This is a genomic window from Shewanella rhizosphaerae (genome assembly GCF_019457655.1).
Lineage (GTDB): Bacteria > Pseudomonadota > Gammaproteobacteria > Enterobacterales > Shewanellaceae > Shewanella > Shewanella loihica.
This window is the reverse complement of sequence record NZ_CP080420.1, coordinates 3,039,897-3,063,205: the sequence shown is the minus strand read 5'-3', so window position 1 is coordinate 3,063,205 and position 23,309 is coordinate 3,039,897. Positions and strand designations below refer to the sequence as shown.

General features: G+C 54.1%; 18 protein-coding genes and 1 riboswitch. Of the genes, 7 read left to right on the top strand and 11 right to left on the bottom strand.

Annotated elements, in window-relative coordinates; all coding sequences use genetic code 11:
• Nucleotides 1-30: 30 nt before the first annotated feature.
• Nucleotides 31-336 (top strand): hypothetical protein, encoded by a 306-nt coding sequence (locus K0I63_RS13445; protein ID WP_220081367.1) that lies wholly within the window; start codon nt 31-33, stop codon nt 334-336.
• Nucleotides 337-454: 118 nt separating this feature from the next.
• Nucleotides 455-727 (top strand): hypothetical protein, encoded by a 273-nt coding sequence (locus tag K0I63_RS13440; protein ID WP_011866391.1) that lies wholly within the window; start codon nt 455-457, stop codon nt 725-727.
• 95 nt (nt 728-822) lie between these two features.
• On the opposite strand, the gene K0I63_RS13435 is transcribed toward K0I63_RS13440, so the two are convergent.
• Nucleotides 823-2,547, bottom strand: coding sequence for an AMP-binding protein (locus tag K0I63_RS13435; RefSeq protein WP_220081366.1), 1,725 nt, complete (start codon nt 2,545-2,547; stop codon nt 823-825).
• Nucleotides 2,548-2,761: 214 nt separating this feature from the next.
• Nucleotides 2,762-4,315: a M28 family metallopeptidase gene (locus K0I63_RS13430; protein ID WP_258407013.1), complete on the bottom strand. Its 1,554-nt coding sequence runs from the start codon at nt 4,313-4,315 to the stop codon at nt 2,762-2,764.
• 467 nt (nt 4,316-4,782) lie between these two features.
• On the opposite strand from K0I63_RS13430, the gene K0I63_RS13425 reads away from it, so the two are divergent.
• Complete coding sequence (locus K0I63_RS13425; RefSeq protein WP_220081364.1) at nt 4,783-5,016, top strand: hypothetical protein; 234 nt, start codon at nt 4,783-4,785, stop codon at nt 5,014-5,016.
• Between the two features lie 9 nt (nt 5,017-5,025).
• Here K0I63_RS13425 and K0I63_RS13420 read toward each other — a convergent pair whose 3' ends face one another.
• The 6 genes from K0I63_RS13420 to K0I63_RS13395 all read right to left on the bottom strand — a co-directional run bounded on the left by K0I63_RS13420 (nt 5,026) and on the right by K0I63_RS13395 (nt 12,041).
• Nucleotides 5,026-5,655 carry an acyltransferase gene (locus tag K0I63_RS13420; RefSeq protein ID WP_220081363.1) on the bottom strand — a complete coding sequence of 210 codons (630 nt, stop codon included), beginning with the start codon at nt 5,653-5,655 and terminating at the stop codon, nt 5,026-5,028.
• 2 nt (nt 5,656-5,657) lie between these two features.
• Complete coding sequence (gene tsaA, locus K0I63_RS13415; protein WP_220081362.1) at nt 5,658-6,395, bottom strand: tRNA (N6-threonylcarbamoyladenosine(37)-N6)-methyltransferase TrmO; 738 nt, start codon at nt 6,393-6,395, stop codon at nt 5,658-5,660.
• 41 nt (nt 6,396-6,436) lie between these two features.
• Entirely contained in the window at nt 6,437-6,853 is a 417-nt protein-coding gene (rcsF, locus tag K0I63_RS13410) for an Rcs stress response system protein RcsF (RefSeq protein ID WP_220081361.1), read from the bottom strand.
• A gap of 77 nt (nt 6,854-6,930) precedes the next feature.
• The gene (locus tag K0I63_RS13405) at nt 6,931-8,199 is read right to left on the bottom strand and encodes an amidohydrolase family protein (RefSeq protein ID WP_220081360.1); all 1,269 of its coding nucleotides are present in this window, start codon (nt 8,197-8,199) and stop codon (nt 6,931-6,933) included.
• Nucleotides 8,199-11,294 (bottom strand): amidohydrolase family protein, encoded by a 3,096-nt coding sequence (locus tag K0I63_RS13400; protein WP_220081359.1) that lies wholly within the window; start codon nt 11,292-11,294, stop codon nt 8,199-8,201. The genes K0I63_RS13405 and K0I63_RS13400 overlap by 1 nt, the downstream gene beginning before the upstream one ends.
• Before the next feature lie 354 nt (nt 11,295-11,648).
• The gene (locus K0I63_RS13395) at nt 11,649-12,041 is read right to left on the bottom strand and encodes an H-NS histone family protein (protein ID WP_011866382.1); all 393 of its coding nucleotides are present in this window, start codon (nt 12,039-12,041) and stop codon (nt 11,649-11,651) included.
• Between the two features lie 312 nt (nt 12,042-12,353).
• Between K0I63_RS13395 and K0I63_RS13390 the strand changes: the two genes are divergently transcribed.
• The 3 genes from K0I63_RS13390 (at nt 12,354) to K0I63_RS13380 (ending at nt 16,036) form a co-directional block, all read left to right on the top strand.
• On the top strand, nt 12,354-13,103 hold the full coding sequence (locus tag K0I63_RS13390) for an electron transfer flavoprotein subunit beta/FixA family protein (RefSeq protein ID WP_011866381.1): 750 nt from the start codon (nt 12,354-12,356) through the stop codon (nt 13,101-13,103).
• On the top strand, nt 13,104-14,027 hold the full coding sequence (locus K0I63_RS13385) for an electron transfer flavoprotein subunit alpha/FixB family protein (RefSeq protein ID WP_220078713.1): 924 nt from the start codon (nt 13,104-13,106) through the stop codon (nt 14,025-14,027).
• A 148-nt stretch (nt 14,028-14,175) separates the two neighbouring features.
• A riboswitch (Lysine riboswitch) is annotated at nt 14,176-14,392 on the top strand.
• Between the two features lie 78 nt (nt 14,393-14,470).
• On the top strand, nt 14,471-16,036 hold the full coding sequence (locus tag K0I63_RS13380; RefSeq protein WP_220081358.1) for a Na+/H+ antiporter NhaC family protein: 1,566 nt from the start codon (nt 14,471-14,473) through the stop codon (nt 16,034-16,036).
• A 106-nt stretch (nt 16,037-16,142) separates the two neighbouring features.
• Here the strand turns inward: K0I63_RS13380 and K0I63_RS13375 are convergent, their stop codons facing one another.
• On the bottom strand, nt 16,143-18,287 hold the full coding sequence (locus K0I63_RS13375; RefSeq protein WP_220081357.1) for a M3 family metallopeptidase: 2,145 nt from the start codon (nt 18,285-18,287) through the stop codon (nt 16,143-16,145).
• 185 nt (nt 18,288-18,472) lie between these two features.
• Nucleotides 18,473-20,503 (bottom strand): multiheme c-type cytochrome, encoded by a 2,031-nt coding sequence (locus K0I63_RS13370; RefSeq protein ID WP_220083450.1) that lies wholly within the window; start codon nt 20,501-20,503, stop codon nt 18,473-18,475.
• Nucleotides 20,504-21,414: 911 nt separating this feature from the next.
• Here K0I63_RS13370 and K0I63_RS13365 point away from each other — a divergent pair.
• On the top strand, nt 21,415-21,993 hold the full coding sequence (locus K0I63_RS13365) for a thymidine kinase (RefSeq protein WP_144200381.1): 579 nt from the start codon (nt 21,415-21,417) through the stop codon (nt 21,991-21,993).
• Between the two features lie 180 nt (nt 21,994-22,173).
• Here the strand turns inward: K0I63_RS13365 and K0I63_RS13360 are convergent, their stop codons facing one another.
• A complete protein-coding gene (locus tag K0I63_RS13360; RefSeq protein ID WP_220081356.1) occupies nt 22,174-22,977 on the bottom strand; it encodes a transporter substrate-binding domain-containing protein in 804 nt (267 codons plus the stop codon).
• Nucleotides 22,978-23,309 lie beyond the last annotated feature (332 nt).

The window sequence follows — 23,309 nt, the reverse complement described above, 5'->3', positions numbered from 1 at the left end:
GCTACTGTCAGCTTAAAGGTAAATATTTACATGGAAGTGATCGCACAGATCTATCCCGACCGTATCGTGATGAGTCATGGCGAGCGGCAAACGGCCCTGTCGCCGAGTACGCCATTTACTACTCGGCGTTTGCTGGTGGGCAATTTTTCCCCTGCCGAGCAGTGCTTCAAACAAGGCCTGAAAGAGCTGGGTTGCATTGGGCTGTTTAAGCGGCCAACACTGGTTATCCAGCCGATGGCCATGTGTGAGGGCGGCCTGTCTGAGGTCGAGGAGCGCTGCCTGATGGAGCTTGGCCTGAGCGCCGGTGCCCGTGATGTCAGGATACAGCTAGCGTGAGCCTAGTCCGGCCTATGGCGCCGGAAAGTGCAGGCGCTAGTCATCTGTCATTAAGGCCAGTTATTTTAAAAGTAGTTATTTAGGCCGTTGTTTTAAGCGCAGTTATTTAAGGATAGCCATGAAAGCAAAATTTATTATCGTCATCGGACTGACTCTAGGCGCCTTGTTTGTGGTGCCTAAGCTAGAGACCACCTATCAGAAGGCGACCCTGAGTAACGACAAGGGGGAGACGGTGCAGTGCGAGGTGAATTGGACCGGGCTTGGCTTTGGCGACTCCCTGTCGGACAGCAAATATCAAGCCTGTATCGACGACTATATCGACCAGGGCTATGTGATCAGCCGCAACGAGAAGCGGGTAGAGAAGGTGGGCGCCCAGCTGCTGAGTCTCTGATATCAGCATTTTAAATTGATGCTAGGCACCTGATGCCGGGCAAAAAAATGCCAGCCTGTTTAAGGAATAGGCTGGCGAAGGGCTAGCTGGGATCGCTAGTTGCAGTTGATCGCCTCATACAGTTCTTGATACATCATCTCGCGCATCTTGAACTTCTGGATCTTACCGGTCACCGTCATGGGATACTGCTCGACGAACTTGATATATCTCGGGACCTTAAAGTAGGCAAATTTCTCGGTGAGGAAGTGACGTATCTCCTCCTCGGTGACGCTGGCGCCTGGTTGCACCTTGATCCAGGCGCACACCTCTTCACCATATTTCTCGCTCTTCACACCGAAGATGGCCGCGTCCTGCACGTCCGGGTGGGTGTAGAGCTTCTCTTCGATCTCTCTCGGGTAGATGTTCTCGCCGCCGCGGATGATCATATCCTTGATGCGGCCGACGATTTTCACATAGCCTTCGCTGTCCATCTCACCCAGGTCGCCCGAGTGGAGCCAGCCTTCGCTGTCTATGGTGGCGGCTGTCTTCTCGGCATCGTTCCAGTAGAACTGCATCACGCAGTAGCCGCGGCTGCACACCTCACCGGGTTGGCCGACGGGGAGCACCTCGCCGAACTCATCGACTATCTTCACCTGGGTGTGAGCCAGGGCGCGGCCTACGGTGGTGACGCGTTTCTCCAGTGACGAGCCTATCTCCGTCATGTTGTTGATGGGGCTGCATTCCGTCTGGCCATAGCCGATCAACACCTCTTTCATATACATGAGATCTTGCACCCTGCGCATTACCTCTTCGGGGCAGGTGGCACCCGCCATCACGCCGGTACGCAGCGAGCTGAGATCGAAGCGCTTAAATTCGGGATGCTCCAGCTGGGCGATAAACATGGTCGGTACCCCATGCAGCGCGGTGCAGCGCTCGGCCTCGACGACTTCTAGGGTGGTCAGAGGATCGAAGGAGTCACTCGGATAGATAGCCGAGGCGCCCACAGAGATGCAGGAGAGGTTACCCAGCACCATGCCGAAGCAGTGATACAGGGGCACGGGAATACAGAGTCTATCTTCAAGCCCTAAGCGCATCGCCTTGGCGACCAGCAGGCCGTTGTTCAAGATGTTGTGATGGCTCAGGGTCGCGCCCTTGGGGCTGCCTGTGGTACCCGAAGTAAACTGGATATTGATGGCATCGAAGGGGGAGAGCTGAGCTGCCGTATCTTTGAGCGCCTTGCGATCGCTCTCGGTGAGCGGACGCTTGAGATGGTTGAAGTTGAGCATGCCGGGCGAGGCTTCATCGCCCATGCGGATCACAAACTCCAGGCTCGGCAGGTTGGCCGATTCAAGCTGTCCTGGTAGGCACTGCTTCAACTCGGGGGCCAGCTCGTTGAGCATGGAGAGGTAGTGGCTGGACTTAAATTTCTCGGCGCAGATGATGGCGCGGCATCCCACGTTGTTGAGGGCATATTGTAGCTCCTCTGGGCGATAGGCCGGGTTGATGCACACCATGATGGCGCCTATCTTGGCGGTGGCAAACTGGGTCAGACACCACTCGATATTGTTGGGCGACCAGATACCGACGCGATCGCCGGGCTTGATGCCGATGGCCAGCAGGCCGGCGGCCAGTTCGTCGATATGGGACTGGTACTCCTGGTAGCTCCAGCGGATCCCTTGATGATGCATGACGATGGCGAGTTGGTCGGGGTGGCTGGCGGCCATCTGATCCAGGTAGTCGCCTATGGTTTGTTCGATGAGCGGCGTGCTGGTGTCGCCGTCAAATTGGCTCAGTTGTAGGGGAAATTGGTTCTCAGTTGCAAATGTCGTTACAGCAGACATAGAGCCTCCGTGCATAGGGTGTGTCGATAGCGGTCTGAAGACACACTACTCAAAGTGTGAGGTTTCTCACAAGCAAAGAATGGCGTTTATAGACTAAAGAACTAAGGTGGCAATGGGGGATAGATAGAAAGGTGAAACTAGAGTTTTATTCAATAAAAACAATATGAAAAAGGAGGCGGTGGCCTCCTTTTGTCGGTAAGTATCACGGCTATGGCTAGCGGCCGTCCTGGGCGCGGCGGGTCTTAAAATCTGATGCCTCGAGCCACTTTGGCCAGTCGTTATTGTTGGCTAGTTTCTCTAGGATATCGCTGATGAGCGCCAAATCTTGCTCGACGCCACCGAGTGTCCAACTTGGATCATAATCATCGGCGCCCTGATGATACTTGTGGGCGATATAATCAGGGTCGGTATCTCCCAGGCTCATGAACATCAGGCCGGGGACTCCTTGCTTGGCCAGGGCGAAATGATCCGAGCGGAACATCAGGCCATTTTGCGGCCGCGGATCGGCCTTGACCCAGCGCCCTTGAGCTTTGGCAGCATTGTCCAGGTAGTTTTCCAGCTCAGAGACCCCTTCACCATAGCGAAGTATGTAATCTACTCCCTTGCCGACATTCATGCCGTCTATGTTGAGGAAGGCGACCAGCTGCTTGGTGGGCACAGGTGAATTCTCGGCGAAATACTGGGCGCCGATGAGGCCTGTTTCCTCGGCGGTGAAGGCGCTGAACAGCATGGAGCGTGCAGGCGGCTGAGTAGCGCTTAGGTCCTTGAAGTGACGCGCCAGCTGCAGTACACCGGCCACGCCCGAGGCGTTGTCTACCGCGCCGTTGTAGATGCGGGTCTGATCTTCATGGACCGTCTTACCCAGGTGATCCCAGTGGGCGTGCATCACCAGCCACTCGTCCGGGCGCGTCTTGCCCGGCAGCAGACCTGCAACGTTATAGGAGGTGGCCAGTTCGATATCGTTTTTCACCTCTAGGTTGGCCTTGAGTTTTAGCGATCGCGACTTAAAGCCTGGCTTGGCGGCGGTGAGCTTGAGCTTGTCGTAATCCAGGCCCGCGGCGCTGAAGATCTTCTGCGCCACCTCGTGTTGGATCCAGCCCATGACGCCTATGTGTGAGCGGTTCTTCTCCTTGTCCACCAGGGTGTATTTGGTATTGGTGTTGCTGTTTTGCACCACGTTCCAGCCATAGGCGGCGGGAGCGGTTTCATGGATGATAAATACCGCCTTGGCCCCTTGTCTGGCGGCCTCTTCATACTTATAGGTCCAGCGGCCATAGTAGGTCATGGCGTTGCCCTTGAACACCTCTGGGTCTTGGGTGGCAAAGCCTGGGTCATTAACCATGAGGATCACCGTCTTGCCTTTCACATCGATACCGGCGTAGTCGTTCCAGCCGTATTCGGGGGCGTTGATGCCATAGCCGACGAAGACGATTTCGCTGTTATCCAGCGTGATGCTCGGCTGGATCTGCTCGGTGCGGGCGGTGAAGTCGCTGCCATTGTTAAACACCAGCTCGCCTACTTTTAGCTGCATATTCTGATCGGCGGTGATCTTGGCCATGGGCACGCTCTGGCGATAGCTTTCGCCAAAACCTGGTGCTAACCCCATCTTCTTGAAGGCATTCTCAAGATATTCCACCGTGAGGGTCTCGCCCTGTGAGAGGGGGCCGCGGCCCTCAAACTCATCGCTGGCGAGGGTTTGCACATCCTGACGGTAGCTTTGTTGGTCAAAGACGAAGGGGGCGGCATTGGCGGCCGGTAGGAGCAACAGGCCGAGTAAGCCCAAGAGGCGTGGGGTATTCACAGACGACTTCCTTTTGTGATGTTTGTTTTATTATCTGGTGCTCGCTGCCATGGGTAATGGCAAACGATCAATACCAATCAGGGTAAGTAAGTGATCAGAAGTAGCCTAGGAAAAACGCTCGAGAACAAGGTATGATTTTTCGATAAGTAGTTATTCTACAATCAAAAATAGTAACGCCGTTATCGGACGTTTTAACAAGCTAGCATGTTCAGTTATTTACTACGATTGGTATTATCATCATATGTGCATCAGAAAGGCAGATGCAAGCGTGGCAGAGTGAGCGGGGCAAAGATCTGTTAAGTTTGTTTGCTTGTTAAAAAAATCTGCTTTAGCTTTAAGCTATTGGTGAATGTAAGTGTGCCATTGTTTGGCGCTATTCATGTTAGTGGATTCAGGGAATGACGATGAAAGTCACTTGGGGTAAGGAAAAGACGATGAAGGCTACAATAATCGTGCTGATGGCAAGTGTCAGCTTAGGATTTATGAGCGGCTGTGCCAGCAATAAATCTCTCGATCAGGCCTTTTACGATGGGGTTAAGAAAAGCGCCGAGTCACGGCCCAATAATCCGGATAATCGCGTGGAAGATAAGGACTTAGGCGGCGGAGTCGTCAACGTGATTTTCCATGGTACCGGTAAGCTGATCCACGGTGATGGTGCGACTAAATAGTGCGGCCGTTTATTTCTTATCGCGCCTGTCGCCTATGATGCGGGCCGGATTACCGGCGACGATGGCGTAGTCGGGGACATCCTTGGTGACGATACAGCCCATGCCGATCACGGCGCAGTCACCTATGGTCACCCCATCGACTATCCCCGCCTGGGCGCCGATCCACACATCTCTGCCTATGACGATCCCCTTCGACTGACTGCTCTGCTGATAGATAGGGGTGTCTGGGTGCATGCCGTGGTTGAAGGCGTAGATGGTGACATTGTTGGCGATGCGGGTCTGATCGCCAATCACTATCTTGCTGCGCCCGCCGTCCAGGGAGCAGCCATGATTGATAGCTACCTCGTTACCAATGACGATAGGGCCGTGCAGAAAGCTGTCGGCGGCGATCATACAGCGATCACCGATTAGAATATCTCGGCCCGGCTCGGCAAACAATTTCGCCTGGGGAGCAACAAAGCACTCGTCGCCTATGCTCACGGTTTCAACGGCCATCAACTGCGCTTGTATCTCCTCTTGCCAGGGCTTGGCCCAGAGAAGATGCTTGGGCTTCAAGGAGAAGTAGAGCCAGGGCATGTAGGCCAGGCGCTGCTTATGTTGCTCTCGGTAGTCTACTTGGTTAGCTAATGGGGTTTGCATGATTAATCTGCTTCCCTAAGGGCGTCTGGCTGCACCGGGCGCACCGCATCGACCAAGATCCCTGTCTCATCCACGTGCCAGAGGATATCCAGATCATAGAGGGCGACCTGATAATGCTTAGGATCTTCCTTGGCCTTCTTGTAGGCTGGGCGGGGATCCTGCGCCAGCACCCCTTCGATGATGGCCTTTAGGTTGGGGTACTTGTCCTTGGAAAGCTTGTCTAGCTGTCCCAGCACCGCATCGCTAAATCGCACATCGATCAGCACAGGCGCCTCATGGGCAATGCCGCCTATGGCTCCCTCGATGGCGTCGGAGAAGGGGATGTAAGGCTTGATATCCAGGATCGGCGTGCCGTCCAGCAGATCCATGGCGGAGATCTCGAGCTCCACCTTGCCCTTACGCTGGTGGATGGCGTGCAGCCTAACCACTGACTGACCTATGCCGTTGGGGCGGAAGGTGGAGCGGGTGGCAAATACCCCCAGCTTCTCGTTGCCGCCCAGGCGCGGCGGTCTGACCGTGGTCTTCCAGCCTTGGCTCAGGTTTTCATGGAAGGTAAACAGCAGCCAGATGTGCGAGTACTGGGACAGGCCGCGCACGGTATCGATATGGTTATAGGGAGGCTGCAGCTCGACGAAGCCGCGGGCGGCGGTGACCAGCCCCGGCTGTCTGGGAATACCAAATTTCTGCTTATAGGGAGTGCGGCAGATAGCCACCGCCTCAATTTCACGCTTGAGTGTCATGGTAAAGACTTATGTTCACGCTATTGCGCAGGGCGCTAAAACTACTTTTCTGTGGTGGGCAACAATATGGCCTGACCGACGCACAGGGCTTGGCTAACACAGGCCTTGCTCGGCTCCTCGATGAGGGCGCAGCGCTTGATGATCAGCCCGTTGGCGCCTTTATCTGCGGCGGCGCGGCGGGCCATGGTGCGGGCCTCGCTGATCGATGCCGGCACATCTTGGGCGCGCTCCTGACAAGATTCGCCCTCGACCATTCCCTTGAGCTCATAAGGACCCTTTGGCTGAGTCTCTTGAAACAGCTGGACCTCACCGGCCTTGAAGTAGTCGTCGATGGCCTGACCATCTAAATTGCTGTTGAAGGTGTATTCGCCCGCGCAGCCACCGAGCAGCAGGGCAGAGAGCAGCAGGATAGACTTAGGAGCCATTTTCAAAGCAGTGGTCAGGTCGGAATTAGTCATGATTTGGGCCTGTATTAGGAAGAGAGCTCAAAACTGGCCAATAACCGGCCAGTTTTGAGTCGTTTAGAAGCAAAAGTCTAACGCTTTAGGTACTTTTGATAAAGTTGTTGTTGGCGATTATTGAGATCTATTTGGCGACCGTCGATAAACACAGCATCTATCTTGCTCGTGGCGGGGTCGAGTATGTCGCCCTTGGAGAGCACCAGGTTGGCGCGGTAGCCCACGGCGATGGCACCCATGTCATCCACGCCTAAGATCTTGGCCGCATCCAGGGTGATGCTCTTAAGCGCCTCTTCCTTACTCAGGCCATAGGCCGCCGCCTGACCGGCCGCAAAGGGCAGGTTACGGGCGTTCCAGTCGCCGCTAAACCCGATGGCGAAGGGGACGCCCGCCTGTTTCAGCAGGGCTGGGATCTTAAAGCTCATCTCTACCGGCTCATCCTTGCGCAGCGGCAGGCTGAGGGTGCGATTGTAGATCACCGAGGCGCCGATCTCACCCAGTTGCTCCGCCAGGCGCCAGGCGTCATAGCCGCCGACAAACACCAGTTTGAAGCCGTAGGGGCGGGTCATGGCGATGGCGCGCTCTATCTCTTCGCTGCGATTGGCGTGGATAAACAGGCTCGCCTTGCCCTGATACAGGGGCAGCGCCGCCTGCCAGCGGTTATCCAGTTTCTGCACAGTTCCAGCCTTGTCCGCCAGATAGTAGCGATAGCCATCTTCGAGCTGCTCAGCTAATCGGGTCATCTGTTCATCCCGCGCCTTGAGCTGCTTGGCGGCGACCTCTTTATCTTTGGAGAGATAACGAATGGCGGGCCAGTAGAGATGGAACTGGGGCGCGGTAGCTACCAGAGCATCTTCTATCGTCCAGCTGTCGAGGGAGACCAGAGAGGATTGACCGGCCAGGGCATCGCCCTGGGGTACCACCTGGGCATGGGTGATACCGTTGACCCTGATGGTTGGGATAAGCTCTGAGTCGGGATTGAAGGCGCTGACGGCCAGCAGCTGCGGGTTGCTGTCACCCACCTCGAAGGCGTCGTTGCTGGCGCGCATCATCTCTACCTCGACGATGCCGATAGAGGTGTCTAGCGCGATAAGCCCAGGGTAGAGATCTTGCCCGCTGGCATCGATCACCTTGGCACCTGCTTGGGCAAGCTGTTGACCTATGGCGACTATCTTGCCCTTGTCGAACAGTACGTCGGTGGCATCCAGCACACCGTTAAGGGCGGTGTGCACGCGGGCGTTGTGGATCAGTATCGGTTGACTCTGGGTACTGGCGGGTACCATGTCGTGGGCAAGCGCAGCGCAGGAGAAGAGGCCTAGGCTAAGGGCAAAGAGTGTCTGCTTCATTAGAATGCCTCCATGAATGCGTGGTTGTGGGCGCTGTTTTTGGTTTTTGTTTCGCTTAGGGCTGTATTGCCCCAGGCATTGTAGTGGGTATCGCAGTGCCACTGGGGCTCGCTCTTCTCTTCTGGCGTCTCGCCGGGGACTTCGGGTTTATCCCGGGTCAACACCGCCTGGATCAGCGCGGCGCGCTCCTGCTCCACCTCATGTTGCGCCTGTTTATCCTGCTGGCGGTCGAAGTAGCGACGACCGCCCACCCAGGTGTTCTCCACCTTGGCATAGACGGAGAGGGGAGAGTCGCTCCAGAGCACCAGGTCGGCCTGCTTGCCTTCCTCCAATGAGCCGGTCAGCTGGTCGATCCCCAGCTGTTTGGCCGGGTTGATGGTGACCATGTTCCAGGCGTCTGTTGGCGACATGTCGCAATACATCATGGATTTTGCCGCCTCCTGGTTGAGGCGTCTCTGCATCTCATAGTCGTCCGAGTTGATGCTGGTGAGCACCCCCTTGTTGTGCATCAGACAGGTGTTTTGCGGAATAGCATCATAGACCTCGAACTTGTAGGCCCACCAGTCGGAGAAGGTGGAGGCGTAGGTGCCATGCTTAGCCATCTCCTCGGCCACCTTGTAGCCCTCTAGGATATGGGTGAAGGTGCCGACCTTAAACTTGTACGCCTCGGCGAGGCGCAGGAACATCAAGATCTCAGATTGCACATAGGAGTGAATGTGTACCTGACGATCGCCACGTAGCACCTCGGCTACCGCCTCGAGTCGATAGTTTGGCTTGGGCGCTACCTGCTTGCGTTGCTGACTGCTGCGTAGGCGATCATAGTCGACCAGGGCTTTCTCGTAGGCGAGCGCCTCGTTGAAGGCCTCCTCAAACAGCGACTTTACCCCGATGCGGCTCTGGGGGAAACGGCGGTTGTAGTTGTCGCCCCAGTTGGCCTGCTTGACGTTTTCCCCCAGGGCAAACTTGATGCTGGCGGGGGCCTGTTTGAGTTTCATCGCCTCGGCGCTCTCGCCCCAGCGCATCTGGATCACCTGGGCCTGACCACCTATAGGGTTGGCGCTGCCGTGGAGGATCTGCGCCGTGGTCACCCCGCCCGCCAGAGCGCGGTAGATGGCGATATCGTCTGGGTTGATCACATCGCCGATACGCACCTCGGCGGTGACGGCGTCGGTATCTTCGTTGGTACCGCCGTTAAGGGCGATATGGGAGTGCTCGTCGATAATACCCGCGCTCAGGTGTTTACCCCTGGCATCCAGGGTTTGGTAGCCAGATGGCGTCTTGAGGGATTGGCCTATCTTTTCGATACGGCCGTCGCGGATAAGCAGATCATAGCCTTCCAGTACCCCTTGCTCGCTCGAGGTCCATAGTGTGGCATTCTTGATATGCAGGCGCTCAGCATTGGGCTGCTTAGCGATGCCATAGGCGGTGTTGGGTTTGGTCAGCTTAGAGATAAGTTCTGGGGCTGGTGACTCGCTCTCTTTATCTTCTGGGGCTGTTTCTTTTGCTATCACCACACCAGCTATGGGGTGTTGGCGATTGCCCTTATCCAGCATGCGGCCGTGAATACCCTGGGTGTCGAACCAGAGGGTGAAACGGCTGATGCCAGGGTAACCCGCCTCGCCGAGATCGGCGTTGAAGGTGAGACGCTCCTTGGCATACTTAAGATCGCTAAGTTTGATCTCCTGCTCGCCGCTGGCCAGGGTGCCGCTCAGCTTGTCGTCATCGACCAAGTCCAGATCTAGGGTGAGTTCGCCCAGGGTCAGCTGATAGCCCTGGCTTAGCCAGTGTCTGTCGCGGGGTACCTTTTGGGTCTCGCTGCCTTGCAGCCAGACGCTGACTATCTTGCCTTGGGTAAAGATGTCACCGTCGGTGACCACAAGATCTGCCATGAAGCCGGGTTTCAGCTTGCCGCTGAAGGCTGAGATGCCGGCAATTTCTGCCGCCTCTGTGGTGAGCGCCGCCAATGCCGTCTCTTGGCTCAGCCCCTGCTTGACCGCCTGTCTGAGTCTAGGCCAGAAGGCGTCGGCCTTGATGCCATGTTGGGTAAAGGCAAAGGGAATACCGGCGCTTTCCAGTGCATGAGGATTACTCGGCGCGCGTTCCCAGTGGCGTAGATGAGCCAGGCTTATCTCTCTCTCTTTATCGCCATCTTTAATATTGGGCGCAGCAGGAAAATTGAGCGGCGCAATAATGCTAAAGCCGCTGGCTTTCACCTCATCGAGTCGCGCATATTCTCGGCCACTGCCGACCAGAGTCGCCGGCAATTTAAACTCGTTTAATAAGTGAGCGGCGCGCAGTAAGTTATTTAAATTCTTGGTTTCAAATACCGTAGGGCCCTTGCTTATATCACCCAGGCGTTCGAGCGCGATATTAAACTCTATGTTCTTCTCTTGGGTGGCCGAGTCGGCTTTATCGATATTGGCCTGATACCAGTTGGCATCGGCCAGAGTTTGCCGAATAAGGGCGATACTGCCCATCAAGGAGTTGGGATAATCCTGAATCGAACTGCCTTTATCGAAGGCGAGCAGGTGGCTGGATTTTGCGCGATAAATAATGTCATTGGCTTTTAACGGCGCCAGCGAGACAGTCGCCGCCCGGCCTCTGAATATCCCATCCAACATGCCGGTTTGTACGCTGGTAAATCCATTATCTATCCATTGCTTCGCCGCTTCCTGGTCGGGATAAATATAGTTAAACCACTCTTTCTCTGCGTGCACGGCACCATTATCGGCGTTGCCACCGATACGCTTAATTTCATATACCGGGCGAGCCACTTTCTGCTGGTCATATTTAAAGTCGATACCGTAATTGGTGTAGGGATCGATAAAGCCGGGATATATCAACTTACCCGTCATGTCGATGACATAGGCATCCTCGGGTATTTTGTCGCTGGGGATAATGGCTTTAATTTTATTATCTTCAATTAACAGTGTGGCATCCTGCCTGGTTTCGCCGGGGGCGATCATCAGGGTGGCGTGGGACAGCGCTGTTAATTTTGGCGTGTTATCAGTTAATTGAGAATTCGCTATCGCGGACGGACTCGCCAAGAGACAGGCCGCCAGATTCGCGCTCACAGAGAGAAAATGGATTCGCATAGAGTTTAATTATTATTGGCTGGGATCAAAAGTAGCCCAAGATTATCCCATATCATGAACAATTTCCAAGGGCGGAACTGTATCGGTTTATGTCAAACCATAGGGCAGGTGTTATCCGAAAGGATAGGCTATTGATTGGCTAACTTTGACGGAAATAGTTGCAAGGAATAATGGCCGGAAGCATGACCTAAATGAATGACCTAAATAAGGATAGATAAAATACTCTAGAGATGGCCAAGGCAAATGAGCGACATAAAGGGCAAAACGCGCTTAATCACAAATAAAGAGTAGAAATAAAAAAGCCAACCTTGAGGTTGGCTTTTGCTTGCGACGCCCTAAGTGGGGCGTTTAGGCTTAGATAAGGAAGTCTTCGAGTGAACGACCCTTATCTAATTCATTCTTAAATACGGTTGGTGTGCGACCCTGACCCGTCCAAGTGATCGTTTCGCCATTCACTTCAATTTTATATTTTGGTGGGCGTGGAGCACGTTTTTTAGGAGCTGGCTTAGCAGCCACTGTACCTAAATCGTCAATTGATAAACCAACAGCTTCCATTTGTTGGCGAATCTCTTCTATCTTTGCATTGCGCTCGGCCATAACCGCGCTTTCTTCTTCTGCTTGCTTCTCTTTCTCGGTGATGATTTTTTCAAGCTTAACCGCTACATCTTTTAAATCTTCTACCGACAAATCTTTAACAGCAGCTTTAAAGCGACGACCATGCGTCAATATATCTAGAAATTCGCTCATATTAATTATGTCCTGCTTAAAAATAAAATAGTAAATAGGATTACAGGGCTAATAATAGAAACTAAAAAAGGTTTTATCAAACGAATTAAATGAATATTTGACGCTTTAATGTAAATTTTATTTCAGCTTCTCTATTTTCGCCCCTTTTTGACCCTTTACTTCCCCCTAAACACGCTGTTTTTGATCTGATACAAAGATGCTGATGACTTCCTGTTGACGTTAACGTCAACAGCACGTAAAGTGGCATAAGTTGGTGATAGTTTCGCTATGCACTATTTGTTATCCAGAATAAAGACGTAAGAAGGAAGCCTTATGAAAGTATTGGTGCCAGTTAAACGCGTCGTCGATGCTAATGTGAAGGTCAGGGTTAACGCTGACAATACAAATGTCGATACCGCAAATCTGAAGATGGCCATTAACCCATTTTGTGAGATTGCTGTAGAAGAAGCGGTACGTTTGAAAGAAGCAGGTATTGCGACCGAGATTGTGGTAGCAACCATAGGGCCTAAGGCGTCGCAAGAGCAGCTACGCACGGCGATGGCGCTGGGCGCCGACCGCGGTATTCATGTTGAAACCGACGAAGAGCTTGCGCCGCTTTCTATTGCAAAGATCCTTAATGCGATTCAAGCCAATGAACAGGCTCAGCTGATCATGCTGGGTAAGCAATCAATCGATGGCGACAACAACCAGACTGGCCAGATGCTGGCGGCGTTGGCTGGACTGCCTCAGGCTACCTTTGCCTCTGAGGTGAAGGTTGAGGGCGAACAACTTGTGGTGACCCGTGAAATCGACGGCGGCCTGCAGACCCTTAAGATGCCACTGCCTGCGATTGTCACCACAGACCTGCGTCTGAACGAGCCTCGCTATGCCAAATTACCTAACATCATGAAGGCGAAACGTAAGCCGCTCGATACCGTGACGGTAGACAGCCTGGGCGTGACCCTGAAGCAGCACCAGAAGGTGCTCAAGGTGACACCGCCTGCCGAGCGTCAAGCGGGTATTATGGTGGCTTCTGTCGAGGAGCTGGTGGAAAAGCTAAAGAATGAAGCGAAGGTGATCTAAATGGCGATTCTAGTAATAGCAGAACATGATAATGCGACTTTAAAACTCGATACCGCCAAGGTTGTGGCTTGTGCCCAGGCTATCGGCAGCGAAGTCGATGTGCTGGTAGCCGGTCATAACTGTGGCGCCGCGGCCGAAAGCGCCAAGCAGCTTGCCGGTGTGCGTCAGGTACTGGTTGCCGATAGCGGCGTTTATGCCAATGCCATCGCCGAAAACCTGTCACAGCTGATCGTCTCAGTGGCCAGCGAGTATCAACACATCCTGGCTGCGGCTTCAAGCGTAGGTAAAGATGTGCTGCCTCGTGTGGCGGCGCTTCTGGATGTGGCGCAGCTTTCTGAAGTGGTCGAAGTGGTGAGCGAAGACACCTTCGTGCGTCCTATCTATGCCGGTAGCGCCATGGCGACGGTTCAGAGCCTTGACAACATCAAGGTGATGACGGTTCGCGCCAGCGCCTTCGATGCGGTAGCCCAGGACGGTAGCGCCTCGGTGCAGACCCTGGACAACGAATACAGCGGCGATGTTGAGTTTGTGACTCAGACCCTGTCAGTGTCAGAGCGTCCCGATCTAGGCGCCGCCTCTGTGGTGGTTTCAGGTGGCCGCGCCATGGGCAGCGCCGAGAACTTCGCGATTCTCGAGCAGTTGGCCGATAAGCTGGGCGGGGCACTGGGTGCATCGCGCGCCGCGGTTGATGCCGGTTACGTGCCAAACGATCTACAGGTGGGTCAGACGGGTAAGATTGTCGCGCCGGATCTCTATATCGCCGTGGGTATCTCGGGTGCCATCCAGCACCTTGCGGGGATGAAAGATTCTAAGGTGATCGTGGCGATCAACAAAGATCCAGAAGCGCCTATCTTCCAGGTAGCCGACTATGGTCTGGAAGCGGATCTGTTCGAGGCAGTGCCTAAGCTACTCGAACTTCTTTAATAAAATGTAAATGCTTGGTGAGCACTTTGGTGTTCATCTAAAATATAGTGTGATATAGATCACATGGAGCGGCTTTGAGGTAGCGTCCTTAAAGCCGCTTGTGTTTTTATGTGCCTCACGTTTGCCGATAGTGACATTGGCAGGCGTCCTGAGACGTAGAGGTGCATTAAATATCAGTAGTATTCGTTAGGGTGATGCCGTTAAGCGAATATGAAAGGATTTGGTGCCGAAGTGGTGGAGTTGATCAAGGCTTGCCGCTGGGGCTGTCATCGAATAGAGGCAGCACTGCCATAGTGCTTCTTATCTGGATTGATAAGTGGAAGGTATACCGAGAATGGGTATCACTATGGAGCGCTACTGATAGGACAGGTGTAATATCTCATGCTATATCCCACCAGTTCAGTTGCCCTCCATTCGTATTTTAACGAAGACAAAATTTTACAATGACAACTTTGAGTTATGCCGATTCGGCACTTTCTTTGCTGCCGCCCGTGGTAGCGATTCTGCTGGCGATCTTTACCCGCCGCGTCCTGCTCTCACTCGGTGTGGGGATCCTCCTGGGGGCACTGTTAATTGCCGATTTTTCACCGCTGGATATGGGTCAATACCTGGGACAGCAGGTGGTGGGCCTGTTTTGGGATGATGGCGCCCTAAACAGTTGGAACGTCTATCTGCTGGGCTTCTTGATTCTGCTTGGGATGATCACCGCCCTGATCACCGTCAGCGGCGCCGCCAAGGCCTTTGCCGATTGGGCGCGCCAGCATATTCGCAACAAGCGTGATGCCAAGCTACTCACCATGTTCCTGGGCTGCGTGGTCTTTATCGATGATTACTTCAATAGTCTGGTGGTGGGCAGTGTCGCCAGACCGCTCACCGACAGATACTATATCTCGCGCAGCAAACTGGCTTATCTGCTGGACTCAACCGCCGCGCCTATCTGTGTGATCTCGCCCGTCTCTAGCTGGGGCGCGTACATCATCGCGCTGATCGGCGGCATACTCACCGCCCACGGTTTCACCGACAGCGGTCATCTGAGCGTGTTTATTCAGATGATCCCGATGAACTTCTACGCCATCTTCGCCCTGGTTTTGCTGCTATGCGTCGCCTTCATGGGGCTGGATGTGGGACCCATGCGTCAGCATGAACTCAACGCCCAGAAGGGCAACCTGTATGACGAGGCCAAGGGCCTGCCGCCAGGGGCTAACAGCGACCTGCCTGAGGCCGATTCTGGCAAGATATTAGGCCTGTTCCTGCCTATTACTGTGCTGGTGTTTGCCACCATCTACTTCATGATAGGTAGTGGCGCCGACGCCCTGGCGGCAGAGAGTCTGCCCTTTAGCGTCATTGGTGCCTTCGAGAAGACAGACGTTGCCTCATCGCTCTTCTTCGGCGCCGTGGTTGGCCTGGCTGCGACCTTGGTATTGGTGGTCAGTCAGGGACTGGATAAGGCGCTTATCTTCAAAGGCGTGATTGCCGGTGCCCGCTCTATGCTGCCCGCCATCTATATTCTGCTGTTCGCCTGGACCATCGCCGGTGTGATAGGCCAGATGGAGACGGGTAAATATATGGCCAGCCTGGCGACCGGTAATATTCCGTTCGCGCTACTGCCAGCCGTACTGTTCGTGCTGGCGGGCCTGACCGCCTTCTCTACCGGCACCAGCTGGGGCACCTTCGGCATCATGCTGCCTATCGCCGCCGACATGGCCATGGGCACCCATACCAACATGATGTTGCCTATGCTGGCCTCAGTGCTGGCGGGCGCAGTGTTTGGCGATCACTGCTCGCCTATCTCGGACACCACCATCTTGTCCTCTACCGGCGCCAACTGTCACCACATAGACCATGTGCTGACTCAGCTGCCCTATGCCCTTATCGTGGCGGGGATCAGTTTGGTGGGCTATACCGTGCTGGGCTTCACCGAATCCGTAGGCGCCGGTCTGGCGGCCTGTAGTGCGCTGTTTGTGGTGAGCGTTTTGGTGCTGCGCCATAAGGCCAATCGCCCGGCTTAATTCAGCTACGCCAAATCAAGGTTCATTAGATATAAAAATGCCGCTCATAGAGCGGCATTTTTTTATGGGTGACTCCCCATTACTGGGGAGTGCGTTGAGGCAGGAATTAGTTGAGGCCACGGCGCTGAAGCAGGGCATCAGTGGTCGGTGCCTGACCACGGAAGGCCTTGTACGCTTCCATCGGCGGCACGCTGTTACCCACCTCGCGGATGGTCTTGCGATACTTCATGCCTATCTCGCGGTTGAGGCCGCCCTGGGTCTGCACATAGGCGAAAGCGTCGGCCGCCAGGATCTCGCTCCACATGTAGGCGTAGTAGCTGGCCGAATAGCCACCCGGGAAGGCGTGGGCAAAGTAGGTCGACTTGTAGCGTGGCGGCACGGCGGCGATATTGATGCCGTGTTTCTTAAGTGCCTTGGCTTCGAACTCGGCCACATCTTGCAGCGGAGTGTCGGCGCTCAGTGAGTGCCACTCGAGATCCACCAGGGCCGCCGCCATATATTCCAAGGTGTCGAAGCCTTGGTTGAAGCTGCGTGATTTCAGCAGTTTCTGTAGCAGCTCAGCGGGGATCACTTCGCCTGTCTCATAGTGCTTGGCGTAGTTGGCCAGTACCTCGGGGTGGGCGGCCCAATCTTCTTCGAAGGTCGAGGGGAACTCTACAAAGTCGCGGGAAACGGCCGTGCCCGACAGGCTAGGATAGGTCACCTTAGAGAACATGCCGTGGGTGCCATGGCCCATCTCGTGGAACATGGTGGTCACTTCGTCGTAGCTGACGAAGGTCGGCTCACCCTCTGGCGCCTTCTTGATGTTCATCACGTTGACCACTACAGGCTTCTGGTTTAGCAGCTTAGACTGGGTCACGAAGGAGCTCATCCAGGCGCCGCCGCGCTTGCCTTCGCGGGCAAAGTAGTCGGCGTAGAAGATCGCCATAGAGCTGCCGTCGGCGTCAAACATCTCGTAGGCCTTCACATCTTCATGGTAGACAGGCAAGTCCGGGCGCGGCTTGAGGGTCACACCATAGAGACGCTCCAGGGTGAAGAAAACGCCGTCTTGCAGCACGCGGTTGAATTCGAAGTAGGGCTTGATGGCGGCGCCGTCCAGGTCGAACTTATCTTTGCGCACCTTCTCGGCATAAAACGCCCAGTCCCATGGCGCCAGGGTGAAGTCGCCACCTGTCTTGTCGATCATCGCCTGGATATCATCGGCTTCTTTCTGGGTGTTGGCCACCACGGCGGGCACCATAGAGCCGAACATCTGGTAGACGGCATCCGGGGTCTTGGCCATCTGCGGTGTCAGGCGGTAGTCGGCCCAGCTCTTGTAACCCAGTAATTGGGCGCGCTCGGCGCGAAGCTGTGCCAGGCGGGCAACCAGTGAGGCGGTCTCGTTCTCACCGCTCATGCCGCGAGTCGACGAGGCTTGCCACACCTTCTGGCGCAGCTCACGGTTTTCAAGCTTGGCCAGGATAGGTTGGCGGGTGGTATTGGTGATATTGATGAGATACTTGCCTTCATGGCCAGCGGCACTGGCATCGGCCTTGGCGGCGCGGATCTCGCTGTCTGACAGTCCCTTTAGCTCATCGACGCTGTCGACCACGACGGCGATCTCCTTGGTGAGTCTCAGCAGACGCTGACCAAACTCATTGGTAAGCTTAGATTGCTCTTCGTTAAGCAGGCGTATCTGCGCTTTTTGCGCCTCGGTTAGCTTGGCACCGGCCATGACGAAGCGTTGGTGGTAGATCTCGATGAGGCGCACCTCTTCGGCGGTCAGCCCTAAGGTGTTTCGGCTCTGATACAGGCTGTCGATGCGGGCAAATAGCTTGCCGTTGAGGTGGATGTTGTCCGAGTGGGCGGCCATCTTAGGCGCCATCTCGCCCTGAAGCTTACGCAGCGCTGGGTTGCTGTTTGACCCTGTTAGGTTATAGAACACCTTGGAGGCGCGGGTCAGCAGCTCGCCGCTGGTCTCCAGTGCCACGATAGTGTTGGCAAAGGTGGCGGGTTCGCTGTTGTCGGCAATGGTCAGCACCTGGGCATAATGCTCATTGATGCCTTGCTCTAGGGCGCTCTTAAAATGCTCATCCTTGATCTGGCTAAAATCTGGGGCCTGATATTGCAGGGGGCTTGGTTGCATCAGCGGGTTTTGCGTCTCGATGCTGGCGGTGGCCTGTGTGGTAGAGCTGCTTGATTGACAACCACTGAGGAGCAGTGTGGTCGATAAGGCGCCGACGACGGCAAAGGCGATAAGATTCAATTTCATCTAGTACAACTTCCTTAGATTTGCGATTGTTATTTTTATGTGGGCGAGTTTGGCTTTAATGTAGCTTTTGTAAATTAACTCAGGCTGAAAATGGCCACTGGGGCCAAGAAAAAAGGAGCCTGGCGAAGGGCTCCTTTGGTTGGAACTAGGGATAGTGTTTAATTACCTTGCTGTCACCTCAGGCGTTAGCGGGTAAAGTTATGGTAATTTTCGATACCAAAACTGCTGCCTTCGGCGTGACAGGTTGCACAGGACTCGGTGGTGCTGAGCTTGTACCACTCGGTAGCAGGTACATCTTCCGTGGTGGTACCGCCGTTTTGCATCATGTGGTTCAGCGCGCTGTCATCGTTATGGCAGGCGTAACAGTTGGCCGTGATTGGGCTGGCCATCTTGTTGCTTACACCATAGGCACGTGCTTTGATGAACTGATTTGGTACGGCTTTCAGGTCAACCACACCGCTGTCGTGACAGGCCACACAGCCGGTCTGCGGTGCGATCACGCTGGCAGAGTTAGACACTTCCTTGCCATTCTCATCCAGGCTCTTGCTGCCCACACCCCAGTGCATGCTGTGCACCATAGGACCGAATCCTGGTGAAGAGTTGCCGGCGCGGCGATCCTGACCATTGTTGTGACAGGCCACACAGCCCAGACCACCTTCGGCGAAGTTACCATTCTTGTGGAAGTTGGCTTCGCTGTTGTGACAGGTAGTGCAAGACTCGCTGCCGACGTTGTGACGACGCTCGTAGGCTGTCACAGCGCCATCGGTTTGCGATGCCACATCTGTGTAGCCGTGGATAGTCACCACGTCAGATTCGGCGCCCATGTAGTCTTTGGCGGTGAAGCTGACACGTAGTGAGGCCATCAAGCCTGCATCAGCCCAAGCCGTTAGATCCGGCGTTGAGCCGACGACATGTGGGTTTCCGTGGCCAGCATCTTGCGCGAAACACATGGTCTTGCGACCCTCTGCGTCATAGCTGTAATCATAGGCACCAGTAACACGGCCAATCACGCTGTCGTTATACACACCGTGCAGATATGAGCCCACATAGTTAATTGGCTTGTCAGGGTTATGAATTGTCTGGGTATCATCAAACAGTTCATGTAGGTCGACTAAGGTTTCCTTGCCTTCGGCATCGACCTTAAACAGCGACAGTGTGGTACACCATTGACCCGCAGCACCCGAATCTGGGAACCAGGCTGGCGCCGTACCCGTCACCTTGTAGCTATCCTTGATCGCTTGGTTAGAGGTGATGGCGCTCTTGGCTTCGTGTAGCTTACGCAGATCTGAGCCATTGCCGAGAACGATATCGCCTGGGATGCCGCCAGTGTCATGACAGTCGATACAGCCTGGGCCGGCGACGTTGACGTTGACGGTTGGCTCGCTGTGACAAGAACTACAGTTCAAGGCGCTAAAGCCGGTCTCAAATTCCTGGTGGTTGATGTGACCTATCTTAGAGAGGGTGTTTCTGGCGTAGCCGCCAACTGAGAAGCCTTGTTCATTCACCACATTACGGCTCACCGAACCGTGACAGGCCATACAGCCCTCGACGAAGGTGACTTCGCCGTCCATGCCTTGAGACACATAGCTTGAGTGACGATTCGGGCTGGTCGAGTAGTCGACGTGACAGGAGAAACAGGCTTCCGTGGTGGTCGAGAAGGCGCCTTCTGGCTTGTTGACCACTATCTCATTTGAGCGGGCGATACCCGACTCGCTGTTACCGCCGACACGTAGCCAGACGATCCCTTCGGTACCGGCGTTGACCCCAGGCATAGGGGCATCGAAGCGGTAGTGACCGTCACCCAGAGCGGTCAGTGTCGCGCCCTCTGTGCTCATGGTTACCGCGCCACCGATGTGGACATTGTCTTCCACTTCGTTGATTGGGCTTTCGTTACGGTTGTTGATAAAGCCTTTGTCGGTCAGTGCGGCGACTTTACCTTCGGCGTTCATCAGGCCGTTGACCAGCTCTTCGTTTTCATTGGTAAGTTCGAATTCGAAGCTGATGGTGCCTTCGCCCAAGGTGTAGTCGATCACCTTAACGAAGCTCTCCAGAGAGCTGGTAGCTACCGGCGGTTTCCAAGATTCGCCTGGTGCGCCGGGTTGACCATCAACCCCATCTTTACCATCTTTACCGTCATCTCCACTGCATCCTACTAGCGCACCGGTCAGCACGGCGGCGACCAGGTAGGCGAGTCTTTTCGATGTGAATAATTTCATCATTCATCTCCGTTCGATCCAAAGTGCCAGATGTGATGCCTTAGGGCGACTGCTTGCAGGGGAGGGCATTCGTCTCAACACATACCCTGAGCCTTTTGGATACTGGTTATATTTATTATTTAAACCGACGCTAATGCATCTATCGATAAAGAAAATGGATGCTAAAGCTATCGATTCGAAAATGAGTGTATTGTTAAATCTCTGTTGGTTATTTGACCCAATTCACAGGAAGGTGTATCTCTTTGGAGGTAGATCTCATTTTTGTTAAATTTATTAAAAATCAATAACTTGCTTAATGTTTGTTAAGTTTGAATTAAGGTTAAATTAAGCCTGGGTTTGCATTTTCGTAACATCTTGGCCTGGGGCATAGTTAAAGGCCATTGGGGACATTAGAAGGGACACCTGAAGGGACACCTGAAGGGACATTAGTTGGGACATTAGGAGGAACATTTGAGGGAACAACTGAGTGGGCAAGGGGAATGTCGAAAAACCATAGGGAAGGACGAAGCGCCAAAAGCCACTAGCTAAGGGCTAGGAGCTGAGGGTCAAGAGGGGCGGCAAGCGAGTCTATTGCCGAGCAAGCGAGGGAATAGGCCTCTAGCTTGCCTATTCCTCCGTCTTGTTTTCCTGTTACTCTCTAATCACTTTCGCCTTTTCGCCTTTTCGCCTTTTAGGCTTAGTGGCTGGCTATTGGCGAGTGTCTGTCTTCTAAGCTTTCACCTTCCAACTATCCTTTGCCCTTCCACTCTTTTGTCTATGGCTTTGCTTCGAGCTTGTTAACCGTCAAGGATAAAGCGAGGGGAAAGCATGATAATGTGCGGCATCGCCCAATGCTAAGGCCTTTGGCGCTGCTAATTGGCGCAAGATGGTGATAGAATCGCTCGATAACAATAATCAGGGGACTACTCGCTTTGGCACAGCTCTATTTTTACTATTCGGCAATGAATGCCGGCAAATCTACCTCACTGCTTCAATCTTCCTATAACTATCGCGAACGTGGCATGAATACCTTGGTCATGACGGCGTCGATCGATGATCGCTACGGCGTGGGTAAGGTGGCGTCTCGTATCGGTATCGAGACAGATGCTCAGGTGTTTGCCAGCGACGATAACCTGATCGAGATGGTTAAAACCGCCTGTCAGGCGCAGACCCTGCACTGCATTTTGATCGATGAGTCGCAGTTTCTCAGCAAGGAGCAGGTGAGACAGCTGACCTATGTGGTCGATGTGATGGATATTCCCGTGCTCTGTTATGGCCTGAAGACAGATTTCCAGGGCGAGCTGTTTAGTGGCAGTCAGTACCTGTTAGCCTGGGCCGATAAGCTGGTGGAACTCAAGACCATATGCCACTGTGGTCGCAAGGCCAACATGGTGGTGAGACTCGATGGCGAAGGCCGCCCGATGAAAGAGGGTGAGCAGGTGGCCATCGGCGGCAACGAGAGTTACGAGTCAGTCTGCCGTAAGCATTTCCGCGAATTCCTGTGGGATTAATGCCCGCCATGGTGATCGCACTAGTAAAGAAGCCACCCCTGGGGTGGCTTTTTTAATGGCCTAATGTCTTGAGTATGCTCTGGTCGTCAGAGGCGCTAACCGCTGCATGGGTTTATGGGGTGTGTCAGAGCATTAGGTGAATAGGTTTAAGAGGTGAAAAGGTTTATGAGGTGAATAGATTTATGAGGCGAGTGGCACGCCCTGCACCTCATCGACTTTCTCGTCATGGCGCTGGGGATGTTCGGGGAACCATTTCTCATAGAGGCGCTGGATCTCGCCTTCGCTGATCAGCGCCTCTAGCGCCTCATCGATCTGTGTCAGCAGTTGATGATTACCGCGTTTGACGGCGAAAGCCACCGGCGAGCCCGGGTCCGGGTTGTCCAGTATCTTAACTTGTATCCCCATCTGCTGCGCCAGGTAGAGGCCGACTGCCTTGGGCATTATGGCCGCCTGGATCTTGCCCTCTTTTAACATCTGCATCGACCTCTCCTTGCTCGGGGTGGCGATGATGCGAAAATCGTACAGTGTGCCCAGCTCCTTCCAGTGGGTCTCTATGTAAGAGTGGCGATCGCCGCTGACAAACTGGTTATGAAGATCTTCTAGCTTAGTGATCTGCTGGTTGTCTTCTAGAATGAAGATCACGTCATATCGATAGTAATAGGGCCGGGTGAAGTCGAAAAACTTGGTCCTGAGGGCGTTGATCTCCATACCGGCAATCAGCTCAATATCACCAAACCTGAGTTCGTTGAACACCAGATCCCAGGCCTGCTGCCGAAACTGAAACGGCATGCCAAGACGCTTGAAGATCAGCCTGGCCACGTCGGCATCGAAGCCTGTGGTCTCACCGCCTGCGGAAAACTGATAGGGGGGAAATCCTGTGGCCACGCCGCAGCGCGCCGCTGGGGTATGCTGCGCCAGCGCTGGCAGGCTCAAAAAGAGGAGGAGGGCGACAAGGAGCTGCGTCTTGTAGGCAAAATAGTGCATCAGTTGAGGTGGCCTGCAAATTTCATCATTTCACTCTTACGGCTTTAGTTTAGTTGGTTTTGTCATCTTGATGGCGAACGCGCTATGGGCCACCCTGGCAGGCGCGTCGTCGCTAAAGGCCATGATAATAGTGTGGATTAGACGTAAATAGCAAACAAAAGCTGTTACAAGGTATTTTGTGGTCATAAATTCAACGAATTAGGTGAAAATAATCTTTATTATTAACGTCTTAATTAGTAGCTGTTGAAAGATGCCTCCTATGAGATCTGGCTCAAAAAATCAACAGTTGTAACCTTTCTTGATACAGAAACATTGCTTTAGATCAATTGCCA